15 protein-coding genes are annotated in these 15,022 nt (G+C 67.6%); 7 read left to right on the top strand and 8 right to left on the bottom strand.

Features of this window, described 5'->3' with window-relative positions:
• Positions 1 to 2: 2 nt before the first annotated feature.
• From eccA to PGN27_RS14245, 3 genes are read right to left on the bottom strand one after another with little or no spacing between them, the layout of a single operon-like run.
• Positions 3 to 1,721, bottom strand: coding sequence for a type VII secretion AAA-ATPase EccA (gene eccA, locus PGN27_RS14255; RefSeq protein WP_335326689.1), 1,719 nt, complete (start codon positions 1,719 to 1,721; stop codon positions 3 to 5).
• On the bottom strand, positions 1,714 to 2,226 hold the full coding sequence (locus tag PGN27_RS14250) for a hypothetical protein (RefSeq protein ID WP_335326688.1): 513 nt from the start codon (positions 2,224 to 2,226) through the stop codon (positions 1,714 to 1,716). The genes eccA and PGN27_RS14250 overlap by 8 nt, the downstream gene beginning before the upstream one ends.
• 8 nt (positions 2,227 to 2,234) lie before the next feature.
• The gene (locus tag PGN27_RS14245; RefSeq protein WP_030133026.1) at positions 2,235 to 3,089 is read right to left on the bottom strand and encodes an ESX secretion-associated protein EspG; all 855 of its coding nucleotides are present in this window, start codon (positions 3,087 to 3,089) and stop codon (positions 2,235 to 2,237) included.
• Between the two features lie 258 nt (positions 3,090 to 3,347).
• On the opposite strand from PGN27_RS14245, the gene PGN27_RS14240 reads away from it, so the two are divergent.
• A complete protein-coding gene (locus tag PGN27_RS14240) occupies positions 3,348 to 4,484 on the top strand; it encodes a MinD/ParA family ATP-binding protein (RefSeq protein ID WP_335326687.1) in 1,137 nt (378 codons plus the stop codon).
• 12 nt (positions 4,485 to 4,496) lie between these two features.
• Here the strand turns inward: PGN27_RS14240 and PGN27_RS14235 are convergent, their stop codons facing one another.
• Positions 4,497 to 5,177, bottom strand: a complete 681-nt coding sequence (locus PGN27_RS14235; RefSeq protein ID WP_335328733.1) for a transcriptional regulator — start codon at positions 5,175 to 5,177, stop codon at positions 4,497 to 4,499.
• Between the two features lie 353 nt (positions 5,178 to 5,530).
• Between PGN27_RS14235 and PGN27_RS14230 the strand changes: the two genes are divergently transcribed.
• The 4 genes from PGN27_RS14230 (at position 5,531) to PGN27_RS14215 (ending at position 8,050) form a co-directional block, all read left to right on the top strand.
• Positions 5,531 to 5,821 (top strand): WhiB family transcriptional regulator, encoded by a 291-nt coding sequence (locus PGN27_RS14230; RefSeq protein WP_335326686.1) that lies wholly within the window; start codon positions 5,531 to 5,533, stop codon positions 5,819 to 5,821.
• Between the two features lie 213 nt (positions 5,822 to 6,034).
• Complete coding sequence (locus PGN27_RS14225; RefSeq protein ID WP_335326685.1) at positions 6,035 to 6,991, top strand: pirin family protein; 957 nt, start codon at positions 6,035 to 6,037, stop codon at positions 6,989 to 6,991.
• Positions 6,981 to 7,247 carry a GNAT family N-acetyltransferase gene (locus PGN27_RS14220; protein WP_030133022.1) on the top strand — a complete coding sequence of 89 codons (267 nt, stop codon included), beginning with the start codon at positions 6,981 to 6,983 and terminating at the stop codon, positions 7,245 to 7,247. Before PGN27_RS14225 ends, PGN27_RS14220 begins: the two co-directional genes overlap by 11 nt.
• Before the next feature lie 5 nt (positions 7,248 to 7,252).
• Positions 7,253 to 8,050 carry an acyl-CoA thioesterase domain-containing protein gene (locus PGN27_RS14215; RefSeq protein WP_335326684.1) on the top strand — a complete coding sequence of 266 codons (798 nt, stop codon included), beginning with the start codon at positions 7,253 to 7,255 and terminating at the stop codon, positions 8,048 to 8,050.
• Here PGN27_RS14215 and PGN27_RS14210 read toward each other — a convergent pair.
• Positions 8,047 to 8,547, bottom strand: a complete 501-nt coding sequence (locus tag PGN27_RS14210; protein WP_335326683.1) for a pyridoxamine 5'-phosphate oxidase family protein — start codon at positions 8,545 to 8,547, stop codon at positions 8,047 to 8,049. The genes PGN27_RS14215 and PGN27_RS14210 overlap by 4 nt on opposite strands.
• Positions 8,548 to 8,651: 104 nt before the next feature.
• Between PGN27_RS14210 and PGN27_RS14205 the strand changes: the two genes are divergently transcribed.
• Entirely contained in the window at positions 8,652 to 9,596 is a 945-nt protein-coding gene (locus PGN27_RS14205; protein WP_335326682.1) for a DUF808 domain-containing protein, read from the top strand.
• A 159-nt stretch (positions 9,597 to 9,755) separates the two neighbouring features.
• Here PGN27_RS14205 and katG read toward each other — a convergent pair whose 3' ends face one another.
• From katG to PGN27_RS14190, 3 genes are all read right to left on the bottom strand, one after another.
• Positions 9,756 to 11,942, bottom strand: a complete 2,187-nt coding sequence (gene katG, locus PGN27_RS14200) for a catalase/peroxidase HPI (protein WP_335326681.1) — start codon at positions 11,940 to 11,942, stop codon at positions 9,756 to 9,758.
• A gap of 36 nt (positions 11,943 to 11,978) precedes the next feature.
• Positions 11,979 to 12,404, bottom strand: a complete 426-nt coding sequence (locus tag PGN27_RS14195) for a Fur family transcriptional regulator (protein ID WP_187697582.1) — start codon at positions 12,402 to 12,404, stop codon at positions 11,979 to 11,981.
• An 85-nt stretch (positions 12,405 to 12,489) separates the two neighbouring features.
• Positions 12,490 to 13,671, bottom strand: a complete 1,182-nt coding sequence (locus tag PGN27_RS14190; RefSeq protein WP_335326679.1) for a transporter substrate-binding domain-containing protein — start codon at positions 13,669 to 13,671, stop codon at positions 12,490 to 12,492.
• A 166-nt stretch (positions 13,672 to 13,837) separates the two neighbouring features.
• Between PGN27_RS14190 and PGN27_RS14185 the strand changes: the two genes are divergently transcribed.
• Positions 13,838 to 15,022, top strand: coding sequence for an alpha/beta hydrolase family protein (locus tag PGN27_RS14185; protein WP_335326678.1), 1,185 nt, complete (start codon positions 13,838 to 13,840; stop codon positions 15,020 to 15,022).

Here is a 15,022-nt window from a genome sequence, read left to right as displayed (position 1 = left end):
GGTTATCCGATGTTCAGCCTGGTGTGCACGGCGTCGATCGCGGCCGCCATGTCCTCACCGCTGATCTCACTGAGCTCTTCCACACCGAGGTTCTCGAAGTCCAGCGACCGTGCCAACCGCATATCCCGGCTCTGCTCACCCGCCTCCACCAATTGTCGTGCGTACCGGCCGTTTCCGGCGATGTCGAGCGCCGGTTTGCCACCCAGTGAACGGTCGCTCAACAGCGTCGCGGCATCGAGCACCCGCTTGGCCGCCTCCTCGCTGAGCTGCGAGTCATTGGCCTCGGCGATCACCTTGGCGATGTCGACGATCTCCTCGGGGGCATAGGAGTCGAACTCGATGCGGGTCGAGAACCGGGACCGCAGACCGTCATTGGTCTCCAGCAACCGGTCGATGTCACTGCTGTAACCGGCGATGATCACCACCAACCGGTCGCGGTCGTTCTCCATGCGTGCCAGCAGGGTGTCCAGCGCCTCGGTACCGAACGGGTCGGTCCGCCCGTCGCGCTCCTGCACCAGGGTGTAGGCCTCGTCGATGAACAGCACGCCACCGAGGGCACGGTCGATGGTGCGCGAGGTCTTCACCGAGGACTGTCCCTCGTACTCGGCGACGAAGTCCTTGCGCGAGGTCTCCACCAGCTTGGGCTCGGGGATCACGCCGAGGCCGGCCAGGATGTTGGCGACCACTCTGGCGATGGTGGTCTTGCCGGTTCCCGGCGGTCCGGTGAAGATCATGTGCTTGGACTGCTGAGCCACCTTCATCCCGCGGGCAGCGCGGATCTTGGCCATCTGCGTTGCCGCACGGTACTTCTCGATCTGCTCCTTGACGCGGCTGAGGCCGATCTGGCGGTCCAGCTCGGCCTGCGCGTCGGCCAGCAGCTTCTCCCGACCGGAGGTGTCGGCGACGACGCTGCCCGGATCCCACGGGTCGGTGCGCTGGGCGATCTTCTCGGCGGTCGTGGTGACCAGGCGGTAGGACGGATCACGCAGTGCGGCGGTCACCTTCGGCGACGGATGGGTGGCCTGCAGCCATTCCAGCAGCGCCACGGCGGCCTCCTCGTTGCCCTGGCTGCGGCGCGCCATGGCCAGATACCACGCGATCGCAGGGGCACAGGCCTCGCCCGCCGGCGACGAGTTGGACTCGGTGAGTCGCCGCTCGGCCTCGGTGAACAGACCGAGATTGGTCGCCGCCACGCCGTGCGCCACACCGGCAGCCGCGCCCAGGAACTTGTCCGGCCAGCTCCCTGCGGAGCGCACCTCGTCGATGACATCGGTCCACCGCTCCGCCGCGCCGTAGATGACCGCACGGATCCAGGACACCAGGTACTCGCCGCCCATCGCCGGGGCATCGTCGAGCGCCTCCATGGCGTCGGCGTGGTTGCCTTCGGCCGCTTCCCGCACGGCGAACGCCATCGTGATCGCCAGCGGTGAGTTGACGGGATAGGTGATGTCACCGAACATCCCGCCGATGGGGATGCGTGCCCCCACACTGTTCATCGATATCTCGGCAGCGCCGGCCAGCTGCCCGAAGTTGTTCCGCGAGAACCATGCCCGGAACAGCGTTGCCCGGTCGGAGTCACCGCAGCGGATCCGACCCACCCACGCGTCGCATGCCGTCTCGTCCGCCGAGGTGATCTCGGTGAACAGTTCCAGGGAACGGGCGGGAGCGCTGGGCAGCATGCCGACCGCCGAGCCGAAGAGGGCTACCAGGTGATCACTCATGGTCACCTGCATACCTGGTCGCAAAGATCTGTGCCCGGGCGGCATCGGCCTGTTCCGGGGAGGGCAGCCCCACGCTACGGGTCAAGAAGTCACGTGTTTCCGTCGCGTCGTGACCATGATCCTGCATCCCTTCGAGGACGTAGGAGAACTGCGCAGAGCGCGCCTGCTGGTGGGCCAGGTCGGCGATGACGACGATCTCGCCGGCCAGTTGGTCCTCCGAATCGGCCTCGGCGGTCGCCTCCGGCGACAGTTCGATGCGGTGGATGCGGCCGTCGAGCAATGCCGAGACGGTGACGGTGCCCGGCGGGTTGGTCACCGTGAACAGCGGCTCACCCGCCGCGGGCTCGGGGGTGCCGAAGTCCGGTCCGAAGGCATCGAGCTCGGGGTCTGAGTGCGGCGCCGGGACGTCGAAGATGTCGTCGAACGCGGCGAGGCCGCTACCGATGTCCGCCCCGTCCTCGGTATCGACCTCGTCGTCATCGTCAAAGGGCTGGTTGCCCGTCATGAAGGTGCTCAGTCTCCGTCGTCGTAGTAGGTCGGCTCGACCTTGGCCTCGAACCAGGCTCCGGCGGGCAGGAAGGACATCAGGCCGTCCAACGCGCGCTGGAGATTGTCCTGGGTACCGGCCAGGAAACTTCCGTAGAGCTCACCGTTGACCTTGCGCGGGATCGACACGATGCGCCCCTGCGCCGAATCCAGCACGCCGGCAGCGACATCGGCTTGGGTGTACGTGCCGCCGGAATGGCGCTCTGCGGCGGTGATCTCCACCCAGCTGTTCGGGTTGGCCGTCGCGTCGGCGTAGGTGCGCGCCGAGGCGGGTGAGATCCCGAACTGGGACAGCTGATTGGGCGTCCGCGATTCGGCCAGCCGGGCCGTCACCCCCGTCATCGGCTCGACATCTGCCGGCTCGGCGGGACCGAGCACCGCAGTGACCATGCCCGCCAGTCCGACCTGCGGCGCCACCCGTTGCAGTACCAGCATGTCACCGTCGCGGGCGGCGATGACGTGGCGATCACCTTTGCGGCACACGACGAACCGGACCATCTTGCCGCCGACGTCACGGCGCCACCATCGGCATTCCAGCGTGCGGTCGGGCCGCGACAACGTGTCGGTCATCGCCGCCACTTCCGGATGCGGTGCACCGAACGCATCGAGCACGCCCTGCTCGGTGAGATCGCGGGCGACCTGGTCCCACACCTTCTCCCGAAGGTCGGGCTGCGGGATGTTGGGCCGAATTCCGAGGGCGGGCGGGAACTCCTCGAGCTGGAGCCGATCGGCGATGACGAGCATGCCGTCGATCGTGACCTCGACGGCGACCACGTCGTCATAGTGCGTGGGTTCACCGTGTCCGGCGAAAGAACTTGTCATCGGCTACATCCCCCTCCCCCTCGGAGAACCATCGTCGCGTCGTGACGGCCCACGCGGACCGTATCCGGCGGATTCAGCCCGAAAACCGGCCAAGTGCGTGTTTGCCCACCCGACCCTAGCAGCGCCCGGAGTACCCCAGATGCACGAATTTTGGCAGGCCACACCCCGTGCCGTGGGCACGGTGATGGCGGCCGGATCCACACGGGCCATGACGCGGCGGTGGTCGATACTGGGAGTACATCGAACGAGGAGAACGCCTTGACCGACCGCGATGACACGCTGCGCCGTCAGGCCGGTGATGCTGCGGCGACCGGCCCCATCCCCGCGCAGCGCCAGGTTGCACCGCCCTGGCCGCAACCGCCACGGACGGTCCCGCCTGCCGGCGCTCCCCACCGGCCGCCCTACGCGCCACCACCGTGGACCGGTCAGCAGCCGCCGCAACCGCCCGCCTCCTACGCCGAGCGGATACCGGTGGCAGAACTGGTTCCCAGCACCAAGCCCGCACCGGGACGCGGTTGGCGCCGGCTGGTTTTGCGGGCCTCGTTCGGGCTGATCAACCTCGGGCCGTCACCCGATGAGCGCCGCGATGCCGAACTCGAGGCCAGGATCCGCGGTGCGCTGCGCGGCCACTACAAGATCGGTGTGCTGGGCAAGGGTGGCGTGGGTAAGACGACGGTGTCTGCCAGTGTGGGCTCGGTGCTGGCCGAACTGCGCCAGGACGATCGGGTGGTGGCCGTCGACGCGGACACGGCGTTCGGCAAGCTCGGCAGCCGGGTGGATCCGCGGGCCGTCGGGTCCTACTGGGAGCTTGCCGCCGACGAGCACCTGGAGACCTTCGCCGATATCCGCGGGCGGGTGGGCCACAATGCCGCGGGCCTGTTCGTGCTGGCTGGTGAGGCGACACCGGCGCGGCGGCGGGTTCTGGATCCGGCGATCTACCGGGAGGCCACCTCCCGGCTGGACCGGCACTTCTCCATCTCGATCATCGACTGCAGTTCCACGATGGACAGTCCGGTGACCCAGGAGGTGCTGCGTGACCTGGACGCCTTGATCGTGGTGTCCTCGCCGTGGGTCGACGGTGCCGCGGCGGCGGGCCAGACCATGGACTGGCTGGCCGCGCGGGGACTGACCGGGCTGCTGCAGCGCACGGTGGTGGTGCTCAACGATTCCGACGGTCACGCCGACAAGCGGACGCGCACCATCCTCGCCCAGCAGTTCGCCGGGCAGGGTCAGGCCGTCGTGGAGGTGCCGTTCGACCCTCATCTGCGTCCCGGTGGCGTGATCGCAGGCACCGCCACGATGTCCGCACCGACCCGGCGAAAGTTCGTCGAGATCGCCGCCGCACTGGCCGCGCACTTTCCCACCAGCGATGATCGGCACCGCGAGCGTTTCTGAGCCGAGCTCGGCTCAGTCGATCTGGGCCATCAGGGCCTCGATGGCGGTGATCTCGGCCTCGGTCGGCGGCTGCTCGGCCTCGGTTCCGACGATGACATCGTCGGACACACCGGCGGCCAGGGCGGTTTCGCTGACGGTCAGGTTGGCGCGACGTCGCGCGGCGTACAACCGCTGGCCCAGCGTTGCCGACGGGGCCTCGGCGGCCCGCAGGGTCAGCTGGTCGATCCGGCCTCGTACCCCACTCAACGCCCTGATCAGCTCGGGGGTCAGCTGGATGCGGGCCGCCCGGGCCGCGACCGCCTCGAGCTGACGCAGGTCGGACAGGATCGCGGTGGCCCGGCCGGTGAACCCGGGGTCGGTGACAGGCGGTAATGCGTCGATACTGCCGGCAAAGGTGTTCGCCGCCGCGACGACGGCCTGTGCGATCAACGGCAGCTCATCGGACGCGGGGGCCTGTGGGCGTGCGGGCGCCGCCGGGGTCGCCGGCTCGCCCCGACGGATGCGTTCGATGGTGCCGTGCGGCCATTGCAGGACGGACTCGAGCTTGGTGCGGGTGGCCAGGCGGGGCCAGCTGCGTCCCTTCTCGAACGCGATCAACGCACCGGCGTTGATGACGCCATCTGCCGCGAGCCGGCGTTGGCTGACGTTGAGTTCGCGACGACGAGCGGCCGCGGCGGCGCCCGCCCGGACCATGCCGGGGTCTTCGGCAGGCTCGCCGTTCCCGGTCTCGACCACGCCATATCCCTTCTGATCCCCGAGGTGGGTGGGCTGATCGTAGCCAAAGCCGTAGCACTGCTATGGCTAGGGGTGCGAGTAGGGCTGCACCGCTGCCACACTACCGAATCAATGCGACAGACAAACCGTTGCACGCGGTTTTTAGCAGCATCCTCAAAAAATGCCTAGAACTGCGCCTTCCATCTCCTGCCATCGGGAATGCGATAGCGCACCGCTGCAGCTTCGCCGAACAAACTGTTGCATCGCTACGGTTTCTGCTTTAGATTCGTCGGCATCGCGGCACCCGAGCCGCCGCCGCACGAGGAGACACCATGAACGCACTGGGCCTGGACGGACTGCCGATCGGCGAATGCACCCGCGATCCGGAACGCTGGACCATCACCGCCGACGAGGATGCCAAGGCGGTGTGCCGGATGTGCCCGCGCCGGTGGGCCTGCGCGCGGGAGGCGTGCGAACTTCCGCGGGCCGAGGGGCTGTGGGCGGGAATCGTCATCCCCGAAGCCGGTCGGGGCCGAACGTTCGCGCTCAAGCAACTGCGCTCGCTGGCCGAGCGCAACGGTTACCCGGTGCGGGCGCGTCGACTCTTTCTCGAGTCCGCCTAGACGGGCCGTTCCCGCTGCCGTCGACGAGGGGCAGGCAGCGGGAGCGGCACCCGATCGGCAGCCGATGGAATACCGCGCCGCAGCGATCGGTTGATCTGTTGCGACGGTGCCGGACATGCCCCGGGTACCACTGAAATATCGTCGCTTCGAGCGACCACTTGCCGAGAGGCGACATGCCGGCACCGTCCCCGAACCATCGCTAGGCTTGGCCCGATGAGCAATGCCGATCCGGCTCCCGACGAAGTGGCCTGCCGCCCTTCCTCATTCACGGGCATCCTGCAGGCTCGCGAGGTGCCGCTCGGCGGGCCGCGAGCCATGAAAGTGCGCCGTACGCTGCCGTCGCGCCAACGCTCCATGATCGGCGCCTGGTGCTTCGCCGATCATTACGGACCGCAGGACATCCGGACGTCCGCCGGAATGGACGTCCCCCCGCATCCGCATACCGGATTACAGACCGTCAGTTGGCTTTTCGACGGTGAGATCGAGCATCGCGACAGCAACGGGGTGCACGCGGCGGTGCGGCCCGGCGAGCTCAACCTGATGACGGCCGGTGCCGGCATCTGCCATTCCGAGGTGGCCACACCCGAGACCACGATCCTGCACGGCGTCCAGCTGTGGGTCGCCCTGCCCGACGGCGACCGGCACACCGCACGGGACTTCGCCCATCACGTACCCGAACCACGCGTGATCGACGGTGCGACGGTGCGGGTCTTTCTCGGCGAGCTCGCCGGCGACCGCTCACCGGTGCACACCTTCACCCCGCTGCTGGGTGCACAGGTGGACATCGCGCCGCGAGCCACCGTCAGCCTGGCCGTCGACCCGTCCTTCGAACATGGCGTGCTGCTCGACGAAGGTGCCGTCGAGGTCAACGGGACCGCCCTGTCCCGGGCCGATCTGGCGTATCAGTCCCCCGGGACTGATCGACTGGCGATCGTCAATGGCGGCGAGCAGCCGGCCCGGATGATCCTGTTGGGCGGACCGCCGTTCGGCGAGGCACTGCTGATGTGGTGGAACTTCGTCGGCCGAAGCCATGACGAGATCGTCGCCTACCGGCAAGCGTGGCAGGACCGATCCGATCAGTTCGGGGAGGTCATCGGCTACCGCGGCGCCGTCGACCGACTGCCCGCCCCCGGTATGCCCGGCACTAGGCTCAAACCCCGTGAGCGCTGAACAGCACCCCGCCGTGGTGACCCCCGGTGACAACCGCTTCACCATCGCCCTGGACGGGCGACAGGTGGGTCTCATCGACTTCCACGATCGCGACGGGGTCCGGGTGTTCACCCACACCGAGATCGATCCCGCGTTCGGCGGCCGGGGGCTGGGCACCCACCTGGTCGCTGAGACCGTGGCGGCGACCCGGGCAGCGGGCTTACAGATCGAGTCGTACTGCTCGATGGTGACGGCGTATCTGGCCAAGAATCCCTAGCGTTCGTGCCGAACCCCAGGCCCGCCGCGTATTTCACCGCCGAGGGTGACCGTTACACCCCCACCAGCATCGCCCGTGGCCCGTGGGGCCAGACCATCAGCGGCAACATCCTCGGTGGCCTGCTCGGTTTCGTCGTCGACCGCGACCACGGAAACCCGGACTTCCAGCCCGCCCGGCTGACCGTCGACCTCTTCCGGCCGGCTGCGCTGGCCCCGCTCACCGTCGGCACGGCCACCGTGCGGGCCGGCCGCCGGATCATCGTGATCGACGCGACCGCGGTGCAGGATGATCAGCCGGTGGCACGCGCCAGCGTGCTCTACCTACGTCGCGGGGCGGCACCGGACACGCATATCTGGACGACTGCGGTCGACCTGCCCGCCCCGCCGGATCCCGATGGTTCACCCATCGACGCGCCCATGCAGTTCGTCGCGCACGGCGCGGGCACCAGCACCGACCTGAGCGCCTGGGCGCACCACGGCCCGAAACACATGTGGCTGCGCACCGTGGCCGCACTGGTCGACGGTCAGCCCATGACACCGTTCGCCCACGCCGCGATCGCCGGTGATGTGGTGAGCTCGCTGACCCACTTCGGACCCGACGGGTTGCTGTACATCAATGCCGATTACACGCTGACGCTGAGCCGGCTGCCGGAAGGCCCCGATATCGGCCTGAGCGCGCTGACGCACTACGCCGACGCCGGGGTCGCCACCGGAACGGCGACGCTGTTCGACCGGACAGGCCCGATCGGCAGCGGGATCGCCACCGCACTGATCAGTCCTGGGTTCGCACCGCCGCCGGTCTAACCCAGGTACTGAGCGGTGCTGCCGCCCAACGGAACTGCGGGCATGCCGAGCTTGCGGTGATCCCAGCTGCGGGTGCGCCCCGGCACCACGCGGACGCATACCCGGTTGTTCATCATCTGCTCGACGAACGGTTTGACCTCCTCGGAGTACGGCCCGGTATAGCGCTCCCACACGCTGATCCCGACGCGCATGTTCGTCTCCGGGTCATCGATGATCTCCGCGGTCCCGTCGATCGACACACCGCGCAGCGTGTCGTAGGTGTGGCCGTCCTCGATCATCACGGTGATGGTGGGGTCGCGTCGAAGGTTGACCGCCTTCTGCGATTTGGCCTTGGTCTCGAACCAGATCTCCCCGTCCAGGACGGCGTACCACATGGCCACCAGATGCGGACGGCCGTTGGGCAACACGGTGGCCATGGTGGCGGTGCGACTGTGATCGATGAACTCGGCGATCTCCTCATCGGACATCACGATCTTGGAGCGCTGATTGATTCCCATCATCAATCCTTATCAGGTGCTCACGGCGCCGTCGGGCACCGGGATCCCCCCCGTGTTCGCTGTGCCGTCGCCACCGACCGCGCTACCGGCTAGCCTTTCGGAGCATGAGCGCAGGCCTGTTCGGACTCCTCGACGACGTGGCCGCCTTGGCCCGCCTCGCCGCCGCGTCGGTGGACGATATCGGCGCCGCTGCCGGGCGGGCCACCGCGAAGGCCGCGGGCGTCGTCATCGACGACACCGCGGTGACGCCGCAGTATGTGCAGGGCATCACCGCCGACCGCGAGGTGCCGATGATCAAGCGCATCGCCATCGGGTCGCTGCGCAACAAGCTGGTGTTCATCCTGCCCGCCGCGCTGCTGCTGAGCATCTTCGCGCCGTGGGCGCTGCCCTACCTGTTGATGGCCGGGGCGACGTTCCTGTGCTTCGAAGGCGCCGAGAAGGTGTGGGGCTGGATCTCCGGTGGTGACGGGCACGCCGCGCCGGCGGCGGTGGCCGGTGAGGATGTCGAGAAGACGATGACATCCGGGGCCATCCGCACCGACTTCATCCTGTCCGCCGAAATCATGGTTATCGCACTCAACGAGGTGGCCGAGCAGACGTTCTGGCTGCGGCTGGCAAGTCTGGTGATCGTGGCCATCGTGATCACCGCCGCGGTGTACGGCGTCGTCGCGCTCATCGTGAAGATGGATGACGCGGGATTGGCTCTGGCACAACGCAGCTCGGCCTTCGCCCAGAAGATGGGTCGCGGACTGGTCGCCGCGATGCCCAAGGTGCTGTCCACACTGTCCATCGTCGGAACGGTGGCCATGCTGTGGGTCGGCGGTCACATCCTGCTGGCACAGAGCTACGAGGCCGGCTTGCGCCCGCCGTACGAGTTGGTCCACGACGCCGAACACTGGACCGCGCATGCCATCGGCGTGTTCGAGGGTGGGGTGGCCTGGTTGGTCAACACCGGGATCTCGGCGGTGGTCGGGTTGATCATCGGCGCGGTCGTCGCGCTGATCGTGCACGTGCTGCCCTTCGGCAAGAAGAAGGCCGCCGCGCACTAGACCGGCCTTCCGCGCCGAATCTGCACAAGATTGCGAGGATTCGCGCATTCTCCGGCATCTTCTTCAGGTTCGGCGCACTGAAAGCCCGCACAACCACGACCAGGCCGGTTCCCGAAGGAACCGGCCTGGATCGAGGGCTGCAGATTGGTTCAGGTCCGCCTAGAACAGATCGGCATTGGCCACCTTGGTCCACGCGGCGACGAAGTCCTCGACGAACTTCTGCTTGGCCTCGTCCTCGGCGTACACCTCGGCGAAGGCCCGCAGCTGGGAGTTCGACCCGAACAGCAGATCGACCCGGCTGGCGGTGAACTTCTCGGCCCCACTGGCGCGATCGGTACCGACATAGGTGCCGTCATCGGCGGGCGCGGGCGCCCACTTGGTGCCCATGTCGAGCAGGTTGACGAAGAAGTCGTTCGTCAGCGCGCCCGGGTTGTCGGTGAACACACCGAGCTTGGTGCCACCGAAGTTGGTGTCCAGCACCCGCAGTCCGCCGATCAGGACGGTCATCTCGGGAGCCGACAGACCCAGCAGGTTGGCCTTGTCGATCAGCTGGTACTCCGCGGGCAGCGGCAGGCCCTTGCCCACGTAGTTGCGGAAGCCGTCGGCCTTGGGCTCCAGGTAGGCGAACGACTCGACATCGGTCTGTTCCTGGGTGGCATCGCCGCGACCGGAGGTGAAGGGTACCGCGACATCGAAACCGGCTGCCTTGATGGCCTTCTCCAGGCCCACGACGCCACCGAGAACGACCAGGTCGGCGAAGGAGACGTCAACTCCGGCCGAGCCCTGGATCTCCTCGAGCTTGGCGATCACCGGCGTCAGTTCGTCGGTCTCGTTGGATTCCCAGCCGATCTGCGGCTGCAACCGGATGCGGCCACCGTTGGCGCCGCCGCGCATATCGCTGTTGCGGTAGGACGCCGCAGCCTTCCAGGCCGTCGAGACGAGCTGGGAGACAGTCAGACCCGAGTCGGCGATCGCCGTCTTGAGCTTCGCCACATCGGCATCCGAGAGTGGGGTGCCCTCCGGAACGATGTCCTGCCACAGCCACGTCTGCTTCGGAACCAGCGGGCCCAGGTAGCGGCTCACCGGTCCCATATCGCGGTGCAGCAGCTTGAACCAGGCCTTGGCGAATTCCTCGGCCAGCTCCTCGGGGTGATCCAGCCAGCGCCGGGTGATCTTCTCGAAGCCCGGATCCATCCGCATAGTGAGGTCGGTGGTCAGCATGCCCGGATGGGTGCGGCCGTTGCCCTGGGCCATCGGCACCGAGTTGGCCCAACCGCCGTCCTTGGGCTGCCACTGGTAGGCACCGGCGGGGCTCTTCACGAGTTCCCATTCGTTGCCGTACAGGATCTCCAGGAAGCTGTTGTCCCACTTGGTCGGGGTGTGCGTCCAAGTCACCTCGAGACCACTGCTGACGGTCTCGTTGCCCACGCCGGAGTTGGCCCAGCCGAGGCCCTGGCTCTCCAGCGGTGCAGCCTCGGGCTCGGGTCCGTTCTCGACCTCGGTGGCGCCGTGAGTCTTGCCGAAGGTGTGACCACCGACGATCAGCGCCGCGGTCTCCACATCGTTCATCGCCATCCGGCCGAAGGTCTCGCGGATATCGGTTGCCGCCGCGAGCGGATCCGGCTTGCCCTCCGGGCCTTCAGGATTGACGTAGATCAGACCCATGTGGCTGGCGCCCAGCGGGTTCTCCAACTTGGTGCGGTCACCGTTGGCGCCCGCGTACCGCTCCTGGCTGCCCAGCCACTCGTGCTCGGCGCCCCAGTAGATATCCTCCTCGGGCTCCCAGTAGTCGGGCCTACCGAACGCGAAACCGGCGGTGGTGAAACCCATCTTCTCCAGTGCCCGGTTGCCGGCGAACACCAGCAGATCCGACCAGGACAGCTGCTTGCCGTACTTCTTCTTCACCGGCCACAGCAACCGACGGGCCTTGTCCAGGCTGACGTTGTCGGGCCAGCTGTTGAGCGGGGCGAAGCGCTGCATGCCCTTACCGCCGCCGCCGCGGCCGTCGGCCACCCGGTAGGTGCCTGCGGCGTGCCAGGTCATCCGGACGAAGAACGGGCCGTAGTGGCCGAAGTCGGCGGGCCACCAGTCCTGCGAGTCGGTCATCACGGCGTCGACATCGGCGGTGAGTGCCGCGACATCCAGGTTCTGCACGGCCTCGCGGTAATCGAATCCGGGGTGCGGGTTGATGACCTCAGGATCCTTCTGCAGGATCTTCAGGTTGACCGCGTTGGGCCACCAGTCACGGTTGCTGCCACCCTCGACCGGCGGCTTGATGACCATCGGGCATTTCGCCTCGGTGGGTTCGGTCTGCGCTTCACCGATCGGGGGACTTGTCTCGGGCACGTGGTGGATCCTTTCCGGGGCTGTCGGACTGGTTACTTACTTCGAGCCGACGTGCGGCTGAAGTTCTTGTGCGGTAATGCAATCGGGGCACAGGCCCCAGTAGATGACCTCGGCCTCGTCGATCGTGAACCCGTGGTCGTCTGCCGCGGTGAGACAGGGAGCCTCCCCCACCGCGCACTCGACGTCGGCGATGACGCCGCATGAGCGGCACACGACGTGGTGGTGGTTGTCGCCGACCCGGGACTCGTATCGCGCCACCGAACCCGTGGGCTGGATGCGGCGCAGCAGGCCGGCCGCGGTCAACGCGTTGAGCGAGTCGTAGACGGTCTGATGCGAGACATCGGCGAGTTCGGCGCGCACGGCCCGGATCACCGTATCGGTGTCGGCGTGCGGATGCCGGTGCACCGCACCGAGCACCGCGATGCGCGGGCGCGTCACTCGAAGCGATGCGCCCCGCAGCATCTGCTGGAACTCCTGCGCGGTCGGCACACGACGAGTCTGGACCGTTTTCTGGAATTAGTCAAGATAAGGATGCCGGTGGGCTGCCTCAGTTGGGATCGGCCGCCGTGGTCGCGATGTCGTCGCCGAACCACTTCTTCTTGATGAGGTTGTAGGTGCCGTCCTCACGCATCTGGAACAGCATCTGGTTGACCGGCTTGCGCAGCGGACTATCCAATCCCATCACGAAACCCTGATCCTCGTCGTGGAATACCGGACCTGCCATCACCGCGACACCCTCACCGCGGTGCGCCACGTAGTAGCGCAGCGTCGGCGCGTCGAAGACGACCGCGTCATAACCCTCCTCGCGCAACAGGTGATACGACTCCTCGATGGTGTCGGTGAGGGTGGCGTCGATACCCATGTCACGCAGGTACTCCGCGGCGGTGGTGCCGCCGACGGTCGCGACGGACTTGTCGTAGAGATCGGCAGGTCCGGCGATCTTGGCGTCCAATTTGGCGACGGTGAGGCTGGCACTGAGGTTCGCCGAGTAGAAGGAGATGAAGACGATCCCGGCAAAACCCCACAGGATCGCCAACGCCTGCGTGACCGTCCGCGTCGCCGTGGTCGCGTTCTTGCCGACCAACGATCCGATACCCCAGCCGAACGCCTGGAAGATTCCCGGCAGGTACGCGCGCGCGATCACCGGTTCGGGACTGCGCCGCTCGATCAGCCAATAGATGTGTGCCGGTACGACGCTGACGACGATCGCGGCACTGAGCCAGATCAGCATGGTGCGCGACAGCAACAAGTCCAGGTATCCCCCGAGGCCAGGTATCGACGGTCGGGTGTCGTGTACCGGAACGATGATCTGCAGGCCGGCATCCAGCGTGGGATGGGAGAAGTCGAACGTGCGCTCGCGATCCGCGGTCAGCGAGATGCCGCCGACCGCGACGTCGGCCTGCCCGGAGGCGACCGCCGCCAGTTGGCCGCCGACGCTGCCGACATCGACGTACTCGGTGGACCAGCCGAGGCGTTTGGCGATGTCGTTCCACAACTCGATGCTGAAGCCGGTCAGGTCCCCATTGCCGGTCCGCATCACGAACGGCTCCAGCGTGTGCACCGCCACCGTGGTCGACCTCGGCTCGGGTTCCTGATCCGGGACCGGCTCGGCGGCAGTCGGCGCGGCAGCCAGCAGCGCGGCGCCGGCCAGTACCAACAGCCAGGCAGCCAGCCGGGGGATACGACCCGGCGCGGATGGCGATGTCGGTTGATCTGGCGCGCTCGGCATCGTTGGTCTCGCAGTCCGGGCCGACGGGCCCCTCGTCATCGTCTCGTCACGGGCGCCAGCGCAGAATCTGGCAACGGGCTGGACCGTGCGGCCCAGCGCCGTTCGACCATACCCCGCCGATGACGGGCTCTAGGTGCGCCGATCGGGCCCCACTAGGGTGTGCGGCATGGCTCTTCGACATGTCGCGCGGGTTCTCGTATTGCTTTTCTCGACAATCGCATTGGCCATACCCGCGGCGGCACAGGCGGTCGCCCCGAACTGGTCGGGGATGGATGCCCGCTTCTACGCGGGGCCGATCCCCGCCGCGGGCAACGTGATCGAGACCGTGCCGCTGGCCCCCGAGCTGTCCCTGACCGGTGCGGGAGCCGCCTACCGCATCCTGTACTCCACCACCGATCAGCACGGAGCTCCGGCCGTGAGTACCGCGGCGGTGTTCGTCCCGCATGCGCCCGCACCGGCGGGCGGCTACCCGGTGATCGCGTGGGCGCACGGCACCGTCGGGCTCGGTGACGACTGCACCCCGTCGGCGCTGCCGCGCACGCCGCGCGACAACGAGTACCTGTCGCACTGGCTGGACCAGGGTTACGTCGTGGTGGCCAGCGACTACGCCGGGCTCGGGACACCCGGGCTGATGAGCTATCTCAACAGCGTGACCACCGCGCACGGCGTCATCGACTCGGTCGTCGCCGCGCACAAGATGCCGCTGTCACTCTCACCGAAGTGGGCGATCGTCGGACAGTCCCAGGGTGGTGGTGCGGCGGTGGCCAGCGCCCGGTGGGCCACCGAGTTCAGTGCCGGCAGCGGGCTGGATTATCGGGGCGTCGTGGCCACCGGGACGCCGGCCAACATCCAGAAGTTCGTGGCGCAGGCCGGCCCCGACCTGCAACTGCCCGAACTCGGCCCGGTCGCCAACGCGTACACCGCCTATATCCTCGCAGCTCTGCGCGAGGCGCGGCCCGACCTGGACGTCAACAGCGTGCTGTCACCGGCCGGTCTTCAGGCGGCCGACCGGGCCGAGACGGTCTGCGTGCACCCACTGACCGATGAATTGGCCCACCTGAATCCGGCGGCGATGTTCACCAAGCCGCTGCTGAGCATCCCGGGCATCGAGGACGCGCTCAACGAGTTCATGGGGACCCCGGTCACCGGGTATGACCGGCCAATCTTCCTGGGCGTGGGCCTGCTCGACCGCGATGTGCCGCCGGCCTCGACGCTGGCGTTCTACGACCAGCTGGTGGCCAACAACCAGAATGTCGAGTTGAAGGTGTATCCCGAGGAGGACCACAGCGGAACGGTGCTGGCCTCGCTGGCGGATTCGACACCGTTCCTGCGCAACGCTTTCGGCATCTGA

Source organism: Mycolicibacterium neoaurum (genome assembly GCF_036946495.1).
Lineage (GTDB): Bacteria > Actinomycetota > Actinomycetes > Mycobacteriales > Mycobacteriaceae > Mycobacterium > Mycobacterium neoaurum_B.
The sequence above is the reverse complement of the archived record's forward strand: the minus strand, read 5'-3'. Positions and strand labels throughout refer to the sequence as shown.